The organism is Clostridium fungisolvens, assembly GCF_014193895.1.
Lineage (GTDB): Bacteria > Bacillota > Clostridia > Clostridiales > Clostridiaceae > Clostridium_AR > Clostridium_AR fungisolvens.
This window is the reverse complement of record NZ_BLZR01000001.1, coordinates 2,336,621-2,355,566: the sequence shown is the minus strand read 5'-3', so window position 1 is coordinate 2,355,566 and position 18,946 is coordinate 2,336,621. Positions and strand designations below refer to the sequence as shown.

Genomic DNA, 18,946 nt, shown 5'->3' with positions numbered 1-18,946 from the left:
TCCTTCTTCAGCGAGCTTTTTTAACGCATCTGCCTTTCCGAATGTATAAGAGGAAAATTTGGCAGGCGAATAAGTTTTATTTTTTACTGTATGCCCATATAAGACTTTTAAAATCATTGAAATATCTAGTTTTAGCTAAGTTGAAAATTTTATATTTCCTATACAGTAAAAAATGGTGCCAGTATATGCTGGCACCATTGCATTTTTCTCAGAAAAGTGTTTATTATAGTAATAGAATATATTTTTTTTGGAGGTACTATGACAGGTACAATAATTAAAGGCATTGGTGGTTTTTATTATATAAAGACAGAGGAAGGAATAATTGAATGTAAGGCAAGAGGTATATTTAGACATAATGATCTGAAGCCTATGGTAGGAGATAAGGTTGAGATAGAAGTTACTAATGGAAAAGGAGTAATTAACTCTATACATGAAAGGACTTCGGAGCTTATAAGACCTACTGTATCAAATGTTACTCAGGCATATGTAGTGTTTGCTATAAAAAATCCTGATATAAATTTTGATTTGCTTAATAGGTTTTTAGTATTGTGTGAGCACAATAATATAAAGGCTATTGTTTGTCTTAATAAGATTGATTTATGTAGCGAAGAAGAAAGAACTAATATGAAAAATATCATAAATAATCTGGGATATGAAGTTTTATACATAAATGCAAAAGGACAACTGGGGCTAGACGTTTTAAGGAGTAGGCTCTCAGATAATGTAACTGTATTATGTGGCCCATCAGGTGCTGGAAAATCCACTCTTATTAATGCATTAGCTGACAAAGAGCATATGGAGACTGGAGAAATAAGCGAGAAACTAAAAAGAGGAAAACATACTACTAGACATAGTGAACTTATTCCGGTGGAACATGGATTTTTAGTTGACACTCCTGGTTTTTCAAGTTTAGATTTAGATTTTATTGAAAAAGATGATCTAAAGTATTGTTTCCCTGAGTTTATTGATTATAATGAAGAGTGTAAGTTTACAGGATGTAATCATTACAAAGAACCTAAATGTGCAGTAAAGAATGCAGTAGAGGAAGGTAAGATAAGCACACTTAGATACGAATTTTACATAAGATCACTAGAAGACATAATGAGGAGGAAAATTAAATGGTAGTTTTTTCACCATCGATTTTAGCAGCAGATTTTACTAGATTAGGAGAGCAGATAAAACGAGTAGATGAAGCTGGGGCTGAATTTATTCACATTGATGTTATGGATGGAGCTTTCGTTCCAAACATATCTTTTGGATTTCCTATAATAAAGGCAATTAGACCTTTAACAAAAAAGGTTTTTGATGTTCATCTAATGGTTGAAGAACCTGCAAGATATATAGATGAGTTTATAGCCACAGGAGCTGATATAATTACAATACACTACGAAGCTGATAGACATATTGATAGAACTATTTCTTATATAAAAAGCAAAGGAATAAAGGCTGGAATATCACTTAATCCTGCAACTCCTGTTGAATTTATTAAGCACCTAATACCAAAACTAGATATGGTTCTTATAATGTCTGTAAATCCAGGTTTTGGTGGTCAAAAATTTATTGATTATTCTTTAGAAAAAATTAAGGAAGTAAAAGAATTATCAGAAAAATATAATTCTGAACTTCTTATAGAAGTAGATGGTGGAATAGATAAGAGTAATATAAAGAAAGTTGTTGAGTCAGGGGCTAATGTAATAGTAGCAGGTTCTTCAGTTTTTAGTGGAGATAACATAGAAAATAATTTAATGGAGCTTAGAAAGGTGCTATAGTAATGAAAGCTGTTATAGTAGCAGGAGGAAAGGCTCCAAGCGAAGATTTATTTTTATGTGAAATTAGAGATGCAGATTTTTTAATAGCTGCAGACAGTGGTGTTAATGTTTTTTATAAATATAATATTACTCCTAATGTGATATTAGGTGATTTTGATTCTGCAAAATATGAAGCAATTAATGCATTCAAAGAAGTAGAGTTAGTTAAGTTCAAGCCGGAAAAGGATTTTACAGATAGTGAATTAGCTTTTAAAAATGCAATAGAACACGGAGCAAATGAGATTGTTTTACTTGGATGTACTGGTACTAGGCTTGATCATACTATTGCTAATATAGGACTATTAAAGCGTGCCTTAGACTTGAATATAAAGGCCAAAATTAAAGATGAAAACAACTGTATTTTTTTAGTTTCTAAAGATACGGTACTTCAAGGTTCTCACGGACAAACTATATCTTTTCAAGCTTTTGGAGAGACTGTAAGAAACTTTTATATAGCGAATGCAAAATATCCACTTCATGATTATAACTTAGAATTTGGAGACGGAAGAACAGTTTCAAATGAATTTATAGATAGATCAATTGAAATTAAATTTTCCTCTGGCATTGTTATGGTTATTTATAGCAATGACTAACAAATAAAAAAATCTAAGATTTTTTTAAAAATTATTTGTCACCAATAAATTGTCTTTTGCATACTATATATAAAGCAGCTTATTGGTGGCTTTTATATTAATTGTGGGAGGAATTAGAATGAAGATAGTAGCTATTAAGTTACCTAAGTTTTTATCTATTTTTTTAAGAATTTTTATAAGAAAAGGTAGAAGTAATACATAAGAAAAACTAATATTATTTAATAAAGTAAAAAGCGTGCCATAGGCACGCTTTTAATGTTAAAAAAAAATGCAATTGCTAATTTACAACTGCATTTCACAAGATTCTTAGACAGCTCTTTGAACCTTACCTGAACGTAAGCATCTAGTACAAACATGAACAGTTTTTGGTGTTCCGTTAACTACAGCTTTAACTTTCTTTATGTTAGGAGCCCATTTTCTCTTGCTTTGTCTGTGTGAGTGGCTGTATTGTACTCCTGATATTACACCCTTGTTGCAGATTTCGCATTTTCTTGACATTTACAACACCTCCTTAACTCTGAAGATTGTGATCTTCAATAGGACATATAATATATTATCACAACATGTATAATTTATGCAAGATAAAAATACTAAATATGAGCAAAATATTAGAGATAATTAAGAGTATTGAATAATCTTCCTATTTAATATAGAATATATTTAATGGAATATAGCAAGGAGGAATTTAATTATGTTAGGCGTATCAAATGAATTTGGAAATATATCATATTCTGATGAAGTAGTTGCTAAAATAGTTGGACTTTCAACTATGGAATGCTATGGTGTTGTTGGAATGGTATCTAAAAATGCAACTGATGGTTTTTGGGAGCTAATAAGGGTTGAGAATTTAAGCAAAGGTGTTAAAATAAATTTTAAAGAAGATAAATTAAATGTAGAATTATTCGTTATGGTTGAGTACGGTACAAAGATATCTGTTATAGCAAATAATATAATTCAAAAAGTAAGATATAATGTTGAAAATTATACTGGGATTAAAGTATCATCAATAACTGTTAACGTGCAAGCTGTGAGAGTTTAGGAGGGCAAACTAATGAATTATATTAGAATTAACGGTGAAAATTTTTATAACATGGTGATTAACGCAAGTAATAGATTGGAAGAACAAAGCGAGTATGTTAATTCGCTTAATGTTTTCCCAGTTCCAGATGGTGATACTGGAACTAATATGTCAATGACTTTTAAAGCTGCTGTTAAGGAGATTGAAGCCTTAAAAGGAGCTTCTTTGGGCGAGATCTCAAAAAAACTTGCTAAAGGCGCTTTAATGGGAGCAAGAGGAAATTCAGGAGTTATATTATCCCAAATACTTAGAGGTATTTCAAAGGGATTAGAAAATAAAGTGGAAGCGGATACAACTGAGTTTGCCAACGCTTTATCAGAAGGTGCAAAGTCAGCTTATAAAGCAGTTATGAGACCAACAGAAGGTACAATTTTAACTATCATAAGAGCTGCTTCAGAAGCTGCTTCAGAATCTTCTGCTACTGATGTAACAGTTTTAATGGAACAAGTTTGTAATCACAGTAAAACAATGTTAGATAGAACACCTGAGATGCTTCCAGCCTTGAAAAAAGCAGGAGTTGTAGATTCTGGTGGAATGGGCCTTTTAATTATATTGCAAGGAATGTATGAGGCTTTAGAAAAAAATCTACAAGCAGAAATACAAAACTTTAAACCAGCAGTTACTGGAGTATCAGCTGCAAATAACATGGAGGATCATGAAATTAAATTCGGATATTGTACTGAATTTATAATTATGGGAGATAGCTCTAAATCTAATAAGTTTAAAGATGAAATAGAGAACTTGGGAGATTCTATGATTGTTGTTGGATATGAAGACGTTATAAAAGTTCATATTCATACTAATGATCCTGGTGCAGTTCTTTCAAAGGCAGTTAAACTAGGTGAATTATCAAAGATTAAGATTGATAATATGAGAGAAGAACATAGACATCTTTTAGTTGAAAAAGAATATGAAGATGTACCGGACGAAAATATAGTAGCTGTTGAACAAGAGGTTGAAGAAAAGAAAAAATATGCTTTTGTATCGGTAGCAATGGGATCTGGAATAAAAAATATATTCAAGGATTTAGGAGTTGACTATGTAATTGAGGGTGGTCAAACTATGAATCCAAGTACTTTAGATATACTTGAATGCATAGATAAATTGAATGCGGAGCATATTTTCGTATTCCCAAACAATAAGAATATTATAATGGCTGCTAACCAAGCTGCAGAAATATCTGATAAGCATATAGTGGTTGTTCCTACAAAGACAATCCCTCAAGGTATTACATGTATAACTATGTTTAATCCAGAGGCTGAGGTTGAGGAAAATATAAAGGAACTTAATGATTCAATCGAATTAGTTAAGTCAGCATCTGTAACATATGCAGTAAGAGATACTGAAATGGACGGAATAGAAATAAAAGAAGGAAATATACTAGGGCTAATTGAAAGCAAAATTAAGCATGTTGGCGGCGATGTATATGAAGTTACCGAAGAGTTATTAAACCAAATGGTAGACGAAGACAGCGAGCTTATTACCTTATTCTATGGAAAAGAATGCGATGAAAATGAAGTTAAGCAATTCGTTTCTAGACTTGAAAAGAAGTATCCTGATATAGATGTTCAGTGCTATAATGGAGAGCAACCATTATATTATTTCCTTGTATCTGTAGAATAAATTTTAATATCTCATACATATGCTAGCTTAGAGAATATAGATTTATATAATTTTAAATTTATATGATAAATTGCTAAATAGTACATGTAATCCTATTAAAATTTGAAATATATAAATGTCTTTAACGTAGTCAAGATATTGATAATAATTGACATATGATGTAATATAAGAAAAGCGACATTGTCGCTTTTCTTTTTACTATTTATAGATAGACCACTTCAGTCGTTGAACTCAAAATAACATTTAGATGAATCTACGAATCTTTATTTTGATAAATTTAAATGTGAAGAAGTTTATCTATATAATTCAATAACAAGTAGTAAGCTGAAATTTATTGTGATGAAAATGTGAACAAAATGTAGAATAATAGCTTATTAGTCATATGAATCATACTTCAATAATTATAAATACAAATGAAAAATGACTGATAAACTGAAGACTTTTTTTATTTTAGGTGGTAAAGATGGATATATATAGCGAGATAAAAAAATTAAAAGGAGTAGGGCCTAAATTAGAAGAAAAGTTAAATCGTTGTGGTATTTTTACTATGTTAGATTTGCTTCTCTATTTTCCAAGAGATTATGAATTTGTGGATGGAAATCCTAATATAGATGATATTTCTGAAGAAGTTAAACAGATAATTAATTGTAAGGTAGTTTCATTTGAAAGAGATATTAGAACTAAAAATGGAAAGAGGCTAACCTCCATTTCTTTAAAATATGAAAATACAAAAGTTATAGCAAAATGGTTTAACCAACCGTACATAAAGAACAATTTTAAAATTGGTGAAAACTATAATTTAATGGGGAAATACAAAAAGGTAGGAAATTATCTGGAAATAGTTAATCCTACTATAGTATTTAGGGATGCTAGTGAAAATGAAATACTACCAGTATATCCCTTGAAGGGTGATATTACTGGAGGAGTTATATCAAAGCTCGTTAACAGTATACTTTGCAATATAGTTATTGGCGAAAATTTACCAGAATACTTACTGTCAAAGTATAATCTAGTTTCTTTAGACGAAGCTATAAGAAATATACATTTCCCTTCTACAAAAGAAAAGTTAAACGGAGCAATTACAAGATTGAAATTTCAAGAGTTGTTTACATATTCGGTAAAACTCTTAATGTTAAAGAATCACTTAAAACAGGGCAATAATGGCATTAAATTTACCATGTGTTCAGAACTCACAGATTTAAAAGAATCGCTTCCTTATCAGTTAACTAATGCACAAGCAAAAGTTGTGAGAGAAATACTTCTTGACCAGAAAAGTTCTAGTCCTATGAACAGACTTGTCCAAGGAGATGTAGGAAGTGGTAAGACTGTTGTAGCATTTATATCTATGTTTAATGTATATAAGAACGGATATCAAGTTGCTATGATGGCACCAACTGAAATTTTGGCATCACAACATTTTTATGAGGCTAAAAAGCTACTTGGCAAATTCGACATAGATATTGAACTTCTGACAGGAAGTACTACAAATAAGGAGAAAATTAGGATAAAAGAAAAAATTTCTTCTGGAATACCTATTGTTGTAATAGGGACTCATGCTATAATACAGGAAGATGTTAATTTTACAAATTTAGGGTTGGTCGTAACTGATGAGCAGCATAGATTTGGTGTAGAACAAAGAAGTAAACTAATCAATAAAGGGAAAGAACCAGATGTTCTAGTTATGACTGCGACACCAATACCTAGAACTTTAGCTTTATATTTATATAGTGACTTGGATGTTTCTATTATTGACGAACTTCCACCTGGGAGAAAAAAGATTGAGACATTATTCTTTCAAAGTGAATCCAAAAATCAAGCATATAGTTTAGCACTAGATGAAATTAACAAAGGAAGACAAGTATATGTGGTATGCCCTTTAATAGAAGAGGATGAAGACGGAAAGCTAAATTCTGTTGATAAAGTCTATAATGACCTTAGCGATGGGGTTTTAAAAGAACATAAAATCGAAAAACTACATGGAAAGATGGCCCCAAAGGATAAAGAAGACATTGTAAATAGATTTAAAGAAGGTCATATAAAAGCCTTAATATCAACAACTGTTATTGAGGTTGGGGTAAATGTGCCTAATGCTAGTGTAATGATTATTGAGAATTGCGAAAGATTTGGATTAAGTCAGCTACATCAGCTTAGAGGAAGAGTAGGTAGAGGTCAATATCAATCTTATTGTATCCTTGTTGGTAATGCTAAAAATAATATTACTAAGAAAAGAATGATGATAATGACCGAAAGTAACGATGGATTTTATATTGCAGAACAAGATTTAAAACTAAGAGGGTCTGGTGAAATGTTTGGTTTAAGACAAAGTGGAGATTCAGGATTGATTTTAGCAGATATAATTGAAGATATGAAGATCCTAAGATGTGCTAGCGAAGAAGCTAAAATAATCTTACAGAGTTCAGACCTAAATAATGTAAAACTAATTTCAGAGATTAGTAAAAATCTATCTAGAAGTTCAAAGTATATTTGCTTCAACTAAAAAACTATGATTTGTAATTTCTAGTTGAAAGAAGAAGTTTTTAGATTTTGAATTATTCGTTAATACTTAAAGATAGTGTAAGACGGAAGTGTATATAAATATGCTCATTAATTAAAAATAGATATTTCTTTTGATACAAGGATATATCTATTTAGTTAAACAATATTTTAATTTATTTATCTATATGATAAAATTTACTTAATTTAGGAGGACATACAAATGAGAATCATAGCGGGAAAAGCAAAAGGAAGAAAATTATTATCGCCCCCTACATATGATACAAGACCAACATTAGATAGGGTAAAAGAAGCTATGTTCAGTAGCATACAATTTTACATTCCTGATGCTGTTGTAATTGATATATTTGCGGGAACTGGTAGTTTAGGATTGGAGGCTGCAAGTAGAGGTGCCAAAGAATGCTATTTAGTTGATAAAAGTCCGATAACATATCCAGTTTTAAGGGAGAATATTCAAAACTTGAAATTTGATGATTTCTGCTTCTCTTTAAACATGGATGCATATAGTGCCTTAAACTCAATGGCTGATAAAGGAAAGGTTTTTAATATTATTTTTATTGATCCACCTTACCTAAAGAATATGATTCCTGATGCGATAAAGATAGTAGAGGATAGAAATTTACTAGATCCCAATGGAATAATTGTAACTAAAATAGATACTAGTGAAGAAATATATCAAGGTAGTGAAAAAATTAAAATAACTAATGAAAGAAAATATGGAAATACAACCGTTGTCTTTTATAAATACAAGGAGGTCTAAAATGAAGATTGCCGTATACCCTGGAAGCTTTGACCCAATAACTAATGGACATCTTGATATCATTGCTAGAGGGGCTAAGGTTTTTGATGAAGTAATAGTTGTCGTACTAGTTAATGTTGATAAAAAGGGCTTATTCAAGATAGATGAAAGAGTTGAATTAATAAAGAGAGTTACAAAAGACTTTCCAAATGTAAAAGTTGAATTTTTTAATGGTCTTTTAGTGGATTTTATGAGACAAAAGAAAGCTACTGTAATCTTAAAAGGATTGAGAGCAGTTTCTGATTTTGAGTACGAATTTCAAATGGCATTGATGAACAATAAATTAGATCCGGAGATAGAGACTGTTTTTATGATGACTAATGCACAGTACTCATATTTGAGTAGTTCAGCTGTAAAGCAAGTTGCTAAATTCGGAGGTTGTATTCGTGAATTGGTTCCAGATGAGATCATCGTTGATATTATAAGTAGAATAAAGGGGGAATAAGGGTGAGTAAGATGGAAGTTAATGTTATTGAGCTCCTTGAATATCTTCAAGATATTGTTGAAAGTGCAGCAAAGGTTCCTATAACTGGTAAAGTTGTTGTTGATAAGAAGGAAGTACTAGAAGTTGTAGATCAAGTGATAAATTACTTACCAGATGAATTTAAGAAAGCTCAATGGGTTATGACAGAGAGAGAGAGAATTTTAGGAGAAGCACAAAAAGAATATGAGTCTGTCAAAAAACAGACTATGGATCTTCTAAAAAAGCAGGTCGAAAATCATGATATAGTAAAAGAAGCAAATATTAGAGCACAAGAAGTAATAGCTTCAGCTCAAAGAGAAGCTAAAGCTATTAGAATAGGTGCAAGAGATTATGCCGATGAAATACTTAGTCAACTTGAAAAAGAAATAGAAGTTAAAACAAATGAAATTTTGAACATAATTAAGACTAACGTAGAAACCTTGGCCACTAATATGAATGATGATATGAACAAAACAGCTGTTACAATAAGGGAAAATATTAAGGAACTACGCAGCATTAAATAATTTTTTTATACTTAGGCAAATTATTGTTATTATCATAAATATTAAGTATGGCAGCCAAATTTGGTTGTAGAGACCAACCGTATTATTTGTGCTGAATGTAGGTATAGTGGTGATGAATATAGTACATAGAAGGAATGTAACGATTACGCCTATCAATCCTTGCAAGAATTTAATAATAAAGTACTTTTTTACAGAGATATCATATTTGTAAAAAAAAGCATGTGTTTGTGCAATAATTGAAAATCCTCCAAAGCAGCAAAAAAAGCTTATGAGGCATAATTTTATTGTTATAGATAAAGAACTACTTGTTATAATATAACATCCATTAGTTAAGTCTAGACTACCTAAAAATAAAGCTGATAACAATTCGTTGTTTAGGTTCATATTGGATATACTGTTAGAAATAATGCTTGCAATAGCATTATTTTTTATTATGGCGATTAATACAGCAAAAATGATTACATAGCCTCCTACCATCAGAGTGCCATTTATTCCATCATTAATAGATGCTTTAAAAGCTTCGCCTATATTAATATTTTTAGGTGCCGGGTTAAAATTTAACTTTCTAGGGCTTGCTTTGCTTTTTGAAAATAGTCCGATTATAAAAAATGATAAGTAGTTTGCAGCTAGAATTATATAACCGTAATAGATATTGTTGAGCATTGAGCTAGCTACAGACCCTAATATGAATATTGGTCCTGCATTAGATGCTATGTTTAAAAGTCTTTTGAATTCAAGTTCATCAATATAGCCATTATCATAGAGCTCAGAACTATATTTTGCACCAAGTGGATAACCACATAACATACTTGCAACAATAGCAAAGCTACAGTTTTTACTTAATCTTAGAGGTCTACATAAAATTGGACCTAATAATTTAGAATATATAGATATTCCATCAAAAGCAATAAGAAGATTGCAGATAACCATAAATGGAAACAAAGAAGGCAAGATGGCTTTTATAAATAATTGTGCGCCTTGTAAAGCTGCTTCCATACAACTTCTTGGATTAACTACGAAATAGAGTATTAATATTGTTAATGATAAAGTTACAAAGGTGCTTGTCCTATTAAAATTAAGCTTTAGCAGCATAAAGACTAATAAAGCTGATGCAATAAGCAATAAAAAAATACTATACATGAGATCCCCCCTTATCTCATATATAGTATTTTTTATATATTTTTATTCTATAATTAACTCTAAAGATTTTAATATTTATTTATGTATAAAAGGGCTAATCAGATAATCTGCGTTAACTGGAATAGTAGGATTTATAAGTGAATATGCATTTGTAGCCCTTAAATCAAGCTCTAGCATTGAATCGTCTATTTGTTTTGGTATCTTATTTAATATATTTATTTGTGATTTTTTCTTTATTTCTTTTACTATTTGTGCGCCAACATTGTTTAATCCGAGTATTCTTAGATAATTTGGTTTTGAAGTTCTTAAAGACTGAATATCATAGTTTTCAAATCCAATAAAATATTGACATATAAGCCTTGAAAGTCTTGTATAGGCATATCGTTTGCTTTTAACTAACATTATAAGCTCATCGGCAGATTTAGCTTTCATAATTTCCTTGATGAATTTATTTTCCAAACCCTCCATGTTATCTGGAAGATTAGAAAACGAACCTGGATTGGTTATAATCTTATATCTTATATACTTAAGGAAATCATCATTTGATGGAAATTTATTTGAGTTTTTTTTCTTTTCGTTTATTATTTGTATAGATGTATCAGGCATGTATTTATAAAGTTCATCAATTGAAGACTCCTTATAAAGTTGTTCTCTTATAGCAGTGGCACTAGCAAAACTACTAGAAAGGCTTATATCATTATAAGAGGAACCTATTCTTTTAATAGTTACAGGCTTAATGCTACTTTCTGATTTAATTATACTTTTGCAGTACTCGATACCTAGAATATTATTTGAGGAATTTAAGAAATTTTCGAATTCCTCTGTGCTTAAATTTATATATTCATATTTTTTAAAATACTCTAGTAAAGCTTCAGAACGGGCTTTCACATACGATTTACCAAGGTTTAAATGGTTTCTTAATAAGGATTTAAACTCATCTGATTCGTATGATAATATTTTTGCTACTTTCATAATTATGTCTATTTCTCCAACTTCACTTCCAAAACACAGTGAGTTAACTACTGATGTTTGATTTAAAATATCTACAGCCCCTTTTGCGAAAAATTCAGCTGAAGATACAGAAAATATTGTAGGGAGTTCTATCACCAAGTCAACACCATTAAGAACAGCAATTTGAGCTCGAGTCCATTTATCTAAGATTGAAGGTAGTCCTCTCTGAACAAAATTTCCGCTCATTACACATATGACACCATCAGCATTAGTTAGCTTCTTAGTCTGTTCAAGATGTAGCTTATGTCCATTATGAAACGGATTATATTCAGTTACTATTCCAACAATATTCATAATAAAACCTTCCTTTATCAAATTATAGATATATAATACACCAAACATTGGATAGAATAAATAAAGTATTAAAAAAAATGAAATGTCAGACTATTATTAATTATTCAAATATAAGAACTACTATGTTTTTGGCTTTATGTGTTGAAATCTACTCTAATTTAGGAGTATATTAGTATATGTAGATATTATCCGTTCGACTGAAAGGAGAAATGAACATGGAACTTATGAAGCAAATTTGGGATATGGCACAAAAAGATATAAAGAGAATTGTGCTACCTGAGGGAGATGAAGAGAGAACACTCGTAGCATCTCAAAAAATTAAAGAAAATGGATTAGCAGAGGTAACTTTAGTAGGATCTGAATCAGTGATTAGAAGTAAAGCTGCAGATTTAGGTGTTGACCTAACAGGAATAAATATTGCTGATCCAGAAACTTCAGATAAGCTTGAGGTTTACATTAACGAATTTTATGAGCTTAGAAAAAGTAAAGGAATGACAATCGAAAAAGCAGGGAAAATTGTAAGAGATCCATTATATTTTGGTACAATGATGGTGAAGGTTGGAGATGCAGATGGTATGGTTTCAGGTGCTGTGCATACTACTGGAGATTTATTAAGACCAGGTCTTCAAATAATTAAGACTGCACCAGGAGTTTCTGTTGTATCAAGTTTCTTCATTATGATGGTACCAGGTTCTAAGTATGGTGAAGAAGGAATGCTTTTATTCTCAGACTGTGCTGTTAACCCAAGTCCAAATTCGGATCAACTTGCAGCTATTGCAATAGCAACAGCTGATACAGCAAAAAAATTATGTAAGATAGAGCCTAAGGTTGCTATGCTTTCATTCTCAACAATGGGATCAGCAGATCATGAGGTTGTAGATAAAGTTAGAGCTGCAACTGAAAGAGCAAAGGAATTAAGACCTGATCTATTAATTGATGGGGAAATGCAGTTAGATGCAGCTATAGTTGAAAAAGTAGCTAGTCAAAAGGCACCTAATAGTGATGTAGCTGGTAAAGCTAATGTTCTTATATTCCCAGATCTTCAAGCTGGAAATATAGGTTATAAACTTGTACAAAGATTTGCGAATGCAGAAGCAATCGGACCAATCTGCCAAGGTTTTGATAAGCCTATAAATGACTTATCTAGAGGTTGTAGTTCAGAGGATATTGTAAATGTAGTTGCACTTACTGCTGTTCAAGCGCAATTTGATAAATAGAACATTTTAATCATTTTAGGAGGAATAGAAATGAACATACTAGTAATTAACTGTGGAAGCTCATCTTTAAAATATCAATTAATAGATATGGCTAAAGAAGAAGTTTTAGCAAAAGGACTTGTTGAAAGAATAGGAATAGAAGGATCAATCCTTACTCAAAAAGTTGAAGGTAAGGACAAATATGTAATAGAACAAGATATGAATGACCACAAGGATGCAATAAAGTTGGTTTTAGACGCACTGATAGATAAAGATAATGGTGTATTAAAGTCAATGGATGAAATATCTGCAGTAGGACATAGAGTTGTTCATGGTGGTGAAAAATATTCAAGCTCAGTTGTTATAGATGATGAAGTTATGAAGTATTTGGAAGAATGCATTAAACTTGCTCCGCTTCATAATCCACCAAACATAATAGGGATAGATGCTTGTAAAGCTCTAATGCCTAACACACCAATGACTGCTGTTTTTGATACAGCTTTCCATCAAACTATGCCAGATAAGGCATTTTTATATGCTTTGCCATATGAATTATACAAAGAACATAATATAAGAAAATACGGATTCCATGGAACTTCTCATAAATATGTATCCGCTAAGGTTGCTGAAGTTATGGGGAAAGATTTATCAGAATTAAAGATAGTAACTTGTCATTTAGGAAATGGTTCAAGTTTAACTGCTGTAAAGAATGGTAAGTCAATTGATACATCTATGGGATTTACTCCATTAGAAGGTGTTGCAATGGGTACAAGAACAGGAGATCTTGATCCAGCTGTAGTAACTTTTATAATGGAGGAACTTGGTTATACAGTTGAACAAACTAACGAATTATTAAATAAGAAATCTGGAGTATTGGGTATATCAGGCGTAAGCAGTGACTTTAGAGACATAGAAACAGCTGCTGCAAATGGTAATGTTAGAGCTCAATTAGCTTTAGATATATTCCAATACAGAGTAAGAAAATACATTGGCTCATATGCTGCTGCTATGGGTGGTCTTGATGTAGTTGTATTTACTGCTGGTGTAGGAGAAAACGATCCTTTAACAAGACTAAAGGCATGTGAAGGTTTAGAGTTCCTTGGAATAGAAATAGATACTGCTAAAAACAACGTAAGAGGTAAAATAGCTGAGGTAAGTAAAGAAGGTTCAAAAGTTAAGGTATTTGTAATACCAACTGATGAAGAAATGATGATAGCTAAGGATACTTTGGAGCTTGTTAGAAAATAAAAAATAAATTTCTTGACTTTTAAAAGTCATGTTTATATAATAAATTGTGTTGTCAGTAAAAATTACTAATTCTGCTGTACGAATGGCTGTGCCATTCTTAGGCATGAAGTGGAGTTGTACATATGATACTACAATTTTCAGATTTAATTAGCAAGAGAGAAAGAGTAAAGCCTTTAGACTTTACATTAGATCTAGATGCCTTTAATTATGAAGGTGAATCGATAAAAGCTGTTGAACCTGTAAAGGTGAAGGGTAAGTTCTCTTTTAATGAAGGGTTGTTAGAGCTAGATGTAGATGTTGAAACAGTTTTAGAACTTTCTTGTTCAAGATGCTTAGAAATCTTCTCATATCCAATACACATTAGTGTTAATGAGAGATTTACAAATAATTTATCAGATGAAGATGATGATATTATCTTCGTTGATAGTGATACAATAGATATCACAGAAATAATTGTTAACAATATTATATCAGCCTTGCCTATAAAAAGACTTTGCAATGAAAATTGTAAAGGTCTGTGTCAGCAATGTGGAACGAACCTAAACAAAAAGCAATGTAGCTGTGACAACAATGATATTGACATTAGATTGGCTAAATTGAATGATTTGTTTAGCAAATAAGGAGGTGTAATTATGGGAAATCCTGCTAGAAAAACATACAGAGCAAAGAGAGATTCAAGAAGAGCTCAAACTTTTAAGTTAAGCATACCTGGTATTGTAGAATGTCCACAATGCCATGAAATGAAATTAGCTCACAGAGTTTGTAAGAGCTGTGGATATTACAAGGGTAAAGAAGTAGTTGCTTCAGAACAATAAAGAAAGTCAATTGACTTTCTTTTCTTTATATGTAACAAAATATTTTGTAAAAGTTTTTAAACCATATAAAGCTAATTTTTATTAAAGTCATTTTACTGAATTTCGTCATGCATCAGTTATTTGATTTTAATAAAGATGAAGAACTTCAATCCAAAATCTATTTTCAAAACTCCTCTGGGTTTTGAGAGGAATTTTGAAAATATAAATTTAAGTATGAAGTGATTCATCTATATTATCCTAATGTTGTAAGTGAAATTAAAGTATAAGATTATTATTAATAAAGCATGTTAGAGTTAAGAGATTATATTTGCCTTGATTCTGCATCAAATGTGTAAATAATAAAATATTAAGATTCTAAATTGAATTATAGTTTACAAAGGGGTGATAAAATGAGAATAGCTATTGATGGTATGGGTGGAGATAATTCTCCTTCTGCGGTTGTAGAAGGGTGTGTAGAGGCTTTAAAAGAGTTTAAAGATATTGAAATCGTAATTACTGGACCTGAAGAAAAACTAAAAAATGAGTTAAGTAAATACCAATATGATGGCTCAAGAGTAAAAATTATTGATGCAACTGAAGTAATTGGCACTAATGAACATCCAGTTATGGCTTTAAGGAAGAAAAAAGATTCCACTTTGAATAAAGCTTTGAAACTTGTAAAAGATAAAGAGTGTGATGCAGTAATTTCAGCTGGAAGTACTGGAGCATTCCTTGCAGGGTGTACTTTGGTTATAGGTAGAATTAAAGGTATAGAAAGACCTGCATTGTCACCTATTATGCCAGGAATAAATGGGCCTTTTATAGTTGTTGATGCTGGAGCAAATGTTGATTGTAAACCACAATATTTAAAACAGTTTGCAATTATGGGCAAAGTATATTATGAAAACGTAATTAAGGTATCCAATCCTACAGTTGCATTGGTTAATATTGGTGCAGAAGAAGAGAAAGGTAATGAACTTACAAAGGAGACTTATTCGCTTTTGAAAGATTCTAATCTTAATTTTGTTGGAAATATAGAACCTAGAGATATCTCAAATGGAGATGTAAATGTTGTTGTGTGTGACGGATTTGTAGGAAATACAGTTCTTAAAATGTATGAGGGTGTTGCTTCAAATCTTCTTGGAACTATAAAATCCGAAATTACATCATCAATAATTACTAAAATTGGCGCATTATTTATTCTACCTGTAATAAAATCTTTGAAAAATAAATTTGATTACAAGGAATATGGAGGAGCTCCATTTTTAGGTGTTGATGGAATATGCATTAAAGCTCATGGAAGCTCAGATGCAAGAGCTTTTAAGAATGCTATAAAGCAAGCGAGAACGTTTTATGTTAATGATACTCTTGCAAAGCTTAAAGTTGAGCTTGAAGCTAATACTAACGATAAAAATTAATATTATTTTTAATATAAAATAATATTTTATTACAAATATGCTTAGAGATATATTGACGATGTCGATTATATATAATATTATCTAAGTAGATTAATTTTGGAGGTGCATTAAATGTTTGAAAGAATAAAAGGAATAATAGCAGATAAGCTTAGTGTGAATGAGGATGATATTACACTTGAGGCATCATTTATAGAAGATTTAGGTGCAGATTCACTAGATATAGTTGAGCTTATTATGGCTTTAGAAGATGAACTTGAAATGGAAATCCCTGATGATGTAGCAGAAGGCTTTGTTACAGTAGGCGATGTAGTAGAGTATCTTAAAGAACATAGTGAAGAATAATATATCCCGCCTAAAGCGGGATTTTATATTTTAAATTAAGTTTATTCTTGAATGTGTTAATGATGGCATGAGTAATAAATTTAAGTACGACGGTAAAGGATTAACATACTGAAGAATAAACCTTAAGGAGTTGAATTTTTTTAAATGTACGAGTTTAATATTGAAAAGATTGAAAGCAAACTAAATATTTATTTTGAAAATAAACATTTGCTTGAAACTGCATTAACTCATAGTTCATATGCAAATCAGTATAAAGGTATTGAATATAACGAAAGACTTGAGTTTTTAGGCGATTCAGTGCTTCAAATTTGCATATCTGAATACTTGTTCAATAATTGTAAGGATAAATCCGAAGGTGAGCTTACAAAAATGAGAGCTTTAATAGTATGTGAAAATTCTCTTTATGAGGTGGCAAGGATTCTTGGACTTGGTGATCTTATAAGAATGAGTAAAGGTGAAGAACTAACAGGAGGAAGAGAAAGAATATCTATTCAGGCCGACTGTTTAGAGGCTTTACTAGCTGCTATATATCTAGATAAAGGCTTGGAGTACGCTAGAGATTTTATAATAACAAACTTTAAACATGTAATAGCAGATGCGATTAATGATAAAATCGTTCTTGATTTTAAAACAAAGCTTCAAGAAAAATTGCAAGAGAATGGCGAAGTTAATATAAACTACGAACTAGTAAAATATGAAGGTCCTCCGCATAGAAGAAAATTTTATACTAAAGTCGTTATCGGTGATAGGATAATTGGTGAAGGAGAAGGTTTTAGTAAAAAAGAAGCTGAGCAGCAATCTGCTAAAAAGGCTTTGAATTTTTTGGAGGGCAGCAATGAGTAAAAGTTATTATATAATTCCAATCTTCGTACCTCATCTAGGATGCCCACATAACTGTGTATTTTGTAATCAAAATAAGATATCTGGTGAAGAAGGAGTAGTAGATAGTCAGTATGTAGAAAATACAGTAGAAGAGTATTTGAAAACTATAGATATCGCTAATTCAACAGTTGAAATTTCATTTTTTGGTGGCACGTTTACTGCAATACCGATGCAGAAGCAAAAAGAACTTTTAGAAGTTGCATACAAATACAAGAAGTTAAAAAAAATAAATTATATAAGATTATCAACAAGACCGGACTATATAGATCATGATATTTTAAATCATTTAAAAGAATATGAGGTTGATATAATAGAGCTTGGGGTTCAATCTCTTGACAAAGAAGTACTAAGAAAATCTGCAAGAGGGCATTCAGAAGAAGATGTAAAGAAGGCATCAATGCTTATAAAAGAATACGGCTTTACTTTAGGTCATCAAATTATGCTTGGGCTTCCTGGTGACACATTTGAAAAAGACTTAGATACAGCAAAAAAATCTATTGAGATGAAACCAGATATTTGTAGAATATATCCAGCCTTAGTTATTAAAGATACACCTATGGAAGAAATGCTTAGGAGAGAAGAATATAAGCCATACACATTAAGCGAAGCAGTAACAGTAGCAAAAAAGATATATAAGCTTTATATAGAAAATAATATCAATGTTATAAGAGTTGGGTTACAACCTACTGAAAACATTAATACTGGTGGAGATATAGTTGATGGTCCATTTCATCCAGCATTTAGAGAACTCGTAGAAAGCAGTATCTTAAATGAGCATATCTATAACTTACTTAGAGAAAGTAAAGATGATGTAACCATTAGAATAAATAATAGATATATTTCTAGACTTTATGCTAACAAAAAAGAATTCTTTAATGAATTAAAGAGTAAGTTGGTTAATGTAAAGATAGATGTATGTATCGATGATTCAGTAAAGGTAGGAGAAATTTTAATTAATTCAAATAATGAAACTAAGATAGTTTCAATATAAATAAATACAGGTAACGAAGAAATGTTTATAAATGAATTTATATTACTTTGATACATAGAGAAATTACCTTAGAGCAAACTCTAGGGTTTTCTTTTCGTCACCATTGATATTTTACTTTATTTACTATAAACTTAAATAGAATAAGGAGTGAGCAGTATGAAGAAGAGAACAAGAAAAATCATAATGAATATAATAATGGCAATAATTATTACATCATTTCTAATAGGA

General features: G+C 30.9%; 20 protein-coding genes. 17 read left to right on the top strand and 3 right to left on the bottom strand.

Annotated elements, in window-relative coordinates; translation table 11 throughout:
• The first annotated feature begins 258 nt into the window (after positions 1–258).
• The 3 genes from rsgA to bsdtw1_RS10040 are packed head-to-tail and all read left to right on the top strand — an operon-like array spanning position 259 to position 2,401.
• On the top strand, positions 259–1,125 hold the full coding sequence (gene rsgA, locus bsdtw1_RS10050; protein ID WP_183277440.1) for a ribosome small subunit-dependent GTPase A: 867 nt from the start codon (positions 259–261) through the stop codon (positions 1,123–1,125).
• Entirely contained in the window at positions 1,119–1,769 is a 651-nt protein-coding gene (gene rpe, locus bsdtw1_RS10045; RefSeq protein WP_183277439.1) for a ribulose-phosphate 3-epimerase, read from the top strand. Before rsgA ends, rpe begins: the two co-directional genes overlap by 7 nt.
• A 2-nt stretch (positions 1,770–1,771) precedes the next feature.
• Positions 1,772–2,401 (top strand): thiamine diphosphokinase, encoded by a 630-nt coding sequence (locus bsdtw1_RS10040; RefSeq protein WP_183277438.1) that lies wholly within the window; start codon positions 1,772–1,774, stop codon positions 2,399–2,401.
• A gap of 306 nt (positions 2,402–2,707) precedes the next feature.
• Here bsdtw1_RS10040 and rpmB read toward each other — a convergent pair whose 3' ends face one another.
• Complete coding sequence (gene rpmB, locus bsdtw1_RS10035) at positions 2,708–2,899, bottom strand: 50S ribosomal protein L28 (protein WP_128213979.1); 192 nt, start codon at positions 2,897–2,899, stop codon at positions 2,708–2,710.
• 193 nt (positions 2,900–3,092) lie between these two features.
• Here rpmB and bsdtw1_RS10030 point away from each other — a divergent pair, with 193 nt between their 5' ends.
• From bsdtw1_RS10030 to bsdtw1_RS10005, 6 genes are all read left to right on the top strand, one after another.
• Positions 3,093–3,440 carry an Asp23/Gls24 family envelope stress response protein gene (locus bsdtw1_RS10030; RefSeq protein ID WP_183277437.1) on the top strand — a complete coding sequence of 116 codons (348 nt, stop codon included), beginning with the start codon at positions 3,093–3,095 and terminating at the stop codon, positions 3,438–3,440.
• A gap of 12 nt (positions 3,441–3,452) precedes the next feature.
• Entirely contained in the window at positions 3,453–5,102 is a 1,650-nt protein-coding gene (locus bsdtw1_RS10025; protein ID WP_183277436.1) for a DAK2 domain-containing protein, read from the top strand.
• 463 nt (positions 5,103–5,565) lie between these two features.
• Entirely contained in the window at positions 5,566–7,599 is a 2,034-nt protein-coding gene (gene recG / locus bsdtw1_RS10020; RefSeq protein ID WP_183277435.1) for an ATP-dependent DNA helicase RecG, read from the top strand.
• Between the two features lie 219 nt (positions 7,600–7,818).
• The gene (gene rsmD, locus bsdtw1_RS10015; protein WP_183277434.1) at positions 7,819–8,376 is read left to right on the top strand and encodes a 16S rRNA (guanine(966)-N(2))-methyltransferase RsmD; all 558 of its coding nucleotides are present in this window, start codon (positions 7,819–7,821) and stop codon (positions 8,374–8,376) included.
• A gap of 1 nt (position 8,377) precedes the next feature.
• On the top strand, positions 8,378–8,860 hold the full coding sequence (coaD, locus tag bsdtw1_RS10010) for a pantetheine-phosphate adenylyltransferase (protein ID WP_183277433.1): 483 nt from the start codon (positions 8,378–8,380) through the stop codon (positions 8,858–8,860).
• Between the two features lie 2 nt (positions 8,861–8,862).
• Positions 8,863–9,402: an ATP synthase subunit B family protein gene (locus bsdtw1_RS10005; protein WP_371874678.1), complete on the top strand. Its 540-nt coding sequence runs from the start codon at positions 8,863–8,865 to the stop codon at positions 9,400–9,402.
• Here the strand turns inward: bsdtw1_RS10005 and spoVV are convergent.
• On the bottom strand, positions 9,385–10,542 hold the full coding sequence (gene spoVV, locus bsdtw1_RS10000) for a dipicolinic acid transporter SpoVV (RefSeq protein WP_244638143.1): 1,158 nt from the start codon (positions 10,540–10,542) through the stop codon (positions 9,385–9,387). The two genes, bsdtw1_RS10005 and spoVV, sit on opposite strands and share 18 nt — an antisense overlap.
• Before the next feature lie 75 nt (positions 10,543–10,617).
• Positions 10,618–11,847 (bottom strand): nucleotidyltransferase, encoded by a 1,230-nt coding sequence (locus tag bsdtw1_RS09995; protein WP_183277432.1) that lies wholly within the window; start codon positions 11,845–11,847, stop codon positions 10,618–10,620.
• Positions 11,848–12,062: 215 nt separating this feature from the next.
• Between bsdtw1_RS09995 and pta the strand changes: the two genes are divergently transcribed.
• The 8 genes from pta to bsdtw1_RS09955 all read left to right on the top strand — a co-directional run bounded on the left by pta (position 12,063) and on the right by bsdtw1_RS09955 (position 18,718).
• Positions 12,063–13,064: a phosphate acetyltransferase gene (gene pta / locus bsdtw1_RS09990; RefSeq protein WP_183277431.1), complete on the top strand. Its 1,002-nt coding sequence runs from the start codon at positions 12,063–12,065 to the stop codon at positions 13,062–13,064.
• A 30-nt stretch (positions 13,065–13,094) separates the two neighbouring features.
• A complete protein-coding gene (locus bsdtw1_RS09985) occupies positions 13,095–14,291 on the top strand; it encodes an acetate/propionate family kinase (protein WP_183277430.1) in 1,197 nt (398 codons plus the stop codon).
• 122 nt (positions 14,292–14,413) lie between these two features.
• Positions 14,414–14,911, top strand: a complete 498-nt coding sequence (locus bsdtw1_RS09980; protein ID WP_183277429.1) for a YceD family protein — start codon at positions 14,414–14,416, stop codon at positions 14,909–14,911.
• Between the two features lie 12 nt (positions 14,912–14,923).
• Positions 14,924–15,106, top strand: coding sequence for a 50S ribosomal protein L32 (rpmF, locus tag bsdtw1_RS09975; RefSeq protein WP_128213967.1), 183 nt, complete (start codon positions 14,924–14,926; stop codon positions 15,104–15,106).
• A gap of 389 nt (positions 15,107–15,495) precedes the next feature.
• Positions 15,496–16,503: a phosphate acyltransferase PlsX gene (gene plsX / locus bsdtw1_RS09970; RefSeq protein WP_183277428.1), complete on the top strand. Its 1,008-nt coding sequence runs from the start codon at positions 15,496–15,498 to the stop codon at positions 16,501–16,503.
• Positions 16,504–16,614: 111 nt separating this feature from the next.
• Positions 16,615–16,845 carry an acyl carrier protein gene (acpP, locus tag bsdtw1_RS09965; RefSeq protein ID WP_128213965.1) on the top strand — a complete coding sequence of 77 codons (231 nt, stop codon included), beginning with the start codon at positions 16,615–16,617 and terminating at the stop codon, positions 16,843–16,845.
• Between the two features lie 144 nt (positions 16,846–16,989).
• The gene (gene rnc, locus bsdtw1_RS09960) at positions 16,990–17,688 is read left to right on the top strand and encodes a ribonuclease III (RefSeq protein ID WP_183277427.1); all 699 of its coding nucleotides are present in this window, start codon (positions 16,990–16,992) and stop codon (positions 17,686–17,688) included.
• Positions 17,681–18,718 carry an elongator complex protein 3 gene (locus tag bsdtw1_RS09955; protein ID WP_183277426.1) on the top strand — a complete coding sequence of 346 codons (1,038 nt, stop codon included), beginning with the start codon at positions 17,681–17,683 and terminating at the stop codon, positions 18,716–18,718. The genes rnc and bsdtw1_RS09955 overlap by 8 nt, the downstream gene beginning before the upstream one ends.
• Positions 18,719–18,946 lie beyond the last annotated feature (228 nt).

Excerpts from the sequence above, each read along its gene's own strand:
- rnc (WP_183277427.1), top strand. The coding sequence starts at position 16,990 with ATGTACGAGTTTAATATTGAAAAGATTGAAAGCAAACTAAATATTTAT.
- pta (WP_183277431.1), top strand. The coding sequence starts at position 12,063 with ATGGAACTTATGAAGCAAATTTGGGATATGGCACAAAAAGATATAAAG.
- rsgA (WP_183277440.1), top strand. The coding sequence starts at position 259 with ATGACAGGTACAATAATTAAAGGCATTGGTGGTTTTTATTATATAAAG.
- bsdtw1_RS10030 (WP_183277437.1), top strand. The coding sequence starts at position 3,093 with ATGTTAGGCGTATCAAATGAATTTGGAAATATATCATATTCTGATGAA.
- bsdtw1_RS10025 (WP_183277436.1), top strand. The coding sequence starts at position 3,453 with ATGAATTATATTAGAATTAACGGTGAAAATTTTTATAACATGGTGATT.
- acpP (WP_128213965.1), top strand. The coding sequence starts at position 16,615 with ATGTTTGAAAGAATAAAAGGAATAATAGCAGATAAGCTTAGTGTGAAT.
- bsdtw1_RS09980 (WP_183277429.1), top strand. The coding sequence starts at position 14,414 with ATGATACTACAATTTTCAGATTTAATTAGCAAGAGAGAAAGAGTAAAG.
- bsdtw1_RS09985 (WP_183277430.1), top strand. The coding sequence starts at position 13,095 with ATGAACATACTAGTAATTAACTGTGGAAGCTCATCTTTAAAATATCAA.
- rpmB (WP_128213979.1), bottom strand. The coding sequence starts at position 2,899 with ATGTCAAGAAAATGCGAAATCTGCAACAAGGGTGTAATATCAGGAGTA.
- rpmF (WP_128213967.1), top strand. The coding sequence starts at position 14,924 with ATGGGAAATCCTGCTAGAAAAACATACAGAGCAAAGAGAGATTCAAGA.
- bsdtw1_RS09955 (WP_183277426.1), top strand. The coding sequence starts at position 17,681 with ATGAGTAAAAGTTATTATATAATTCCAATCTTCGTACCTCATCTAGGA.
- bsdtw1_RS09995 (WP_183277432.1), bottom strand. The coding sequence starts at position 11,847 with ATGAATATTGTTGGAATAGTAACTGAATATAATCCGTTTCATAATGGA.
- recG (WP_183277435.1), top strand. The coding sequence starts at position 5,566 with ATGGATATATATAGCGAGATAAAAAAATTAAAAGGAGTAGGGCCTAAA.
- bsdtw1_RS10040 (WP_183277438.1), top strand. The coding sequence starts at position 1,772 with ATGAAAGCTGTTATAGTAGCAGGAGGAAAGGCTCCAAGCGAAGATTTA.
- rsmD (WP_183277434.1), top strand. The coding sequence starts at position 7,819 with ATGAGAATCATAGCGGGAAAAGCAAAAGGAAGAAAATTATTATCGCCC.
- plsX (WP_183277428.1), top strand. The coding sequence starts at position 15,496 with ATGAGAATAGCTATTGATGGTATGGGTGGAGATAATTCTCCTTCTGCG.
- spoVV (WP_244638143.1), bottom strand. The coding sequence starts at position 10,542 with ATGTATAGTATTTTTTTATTGCTTATTGCATCAGCTTTATTAGTCTTT.
- rpe (WP_183277439.1), top strand. The coding sequence starts at position 1,119 with ATGGTAGTTTTTTCACCATCGATTTTAGCAGCAGATTTTACTAGATTA.
- coaD (WP_183277433.1), top strand. The coding sequence starts at position 8,378 with ATGAAGATTGCCGTATACCCTGGAAGCTTTGACCCAATAACTAATGGA.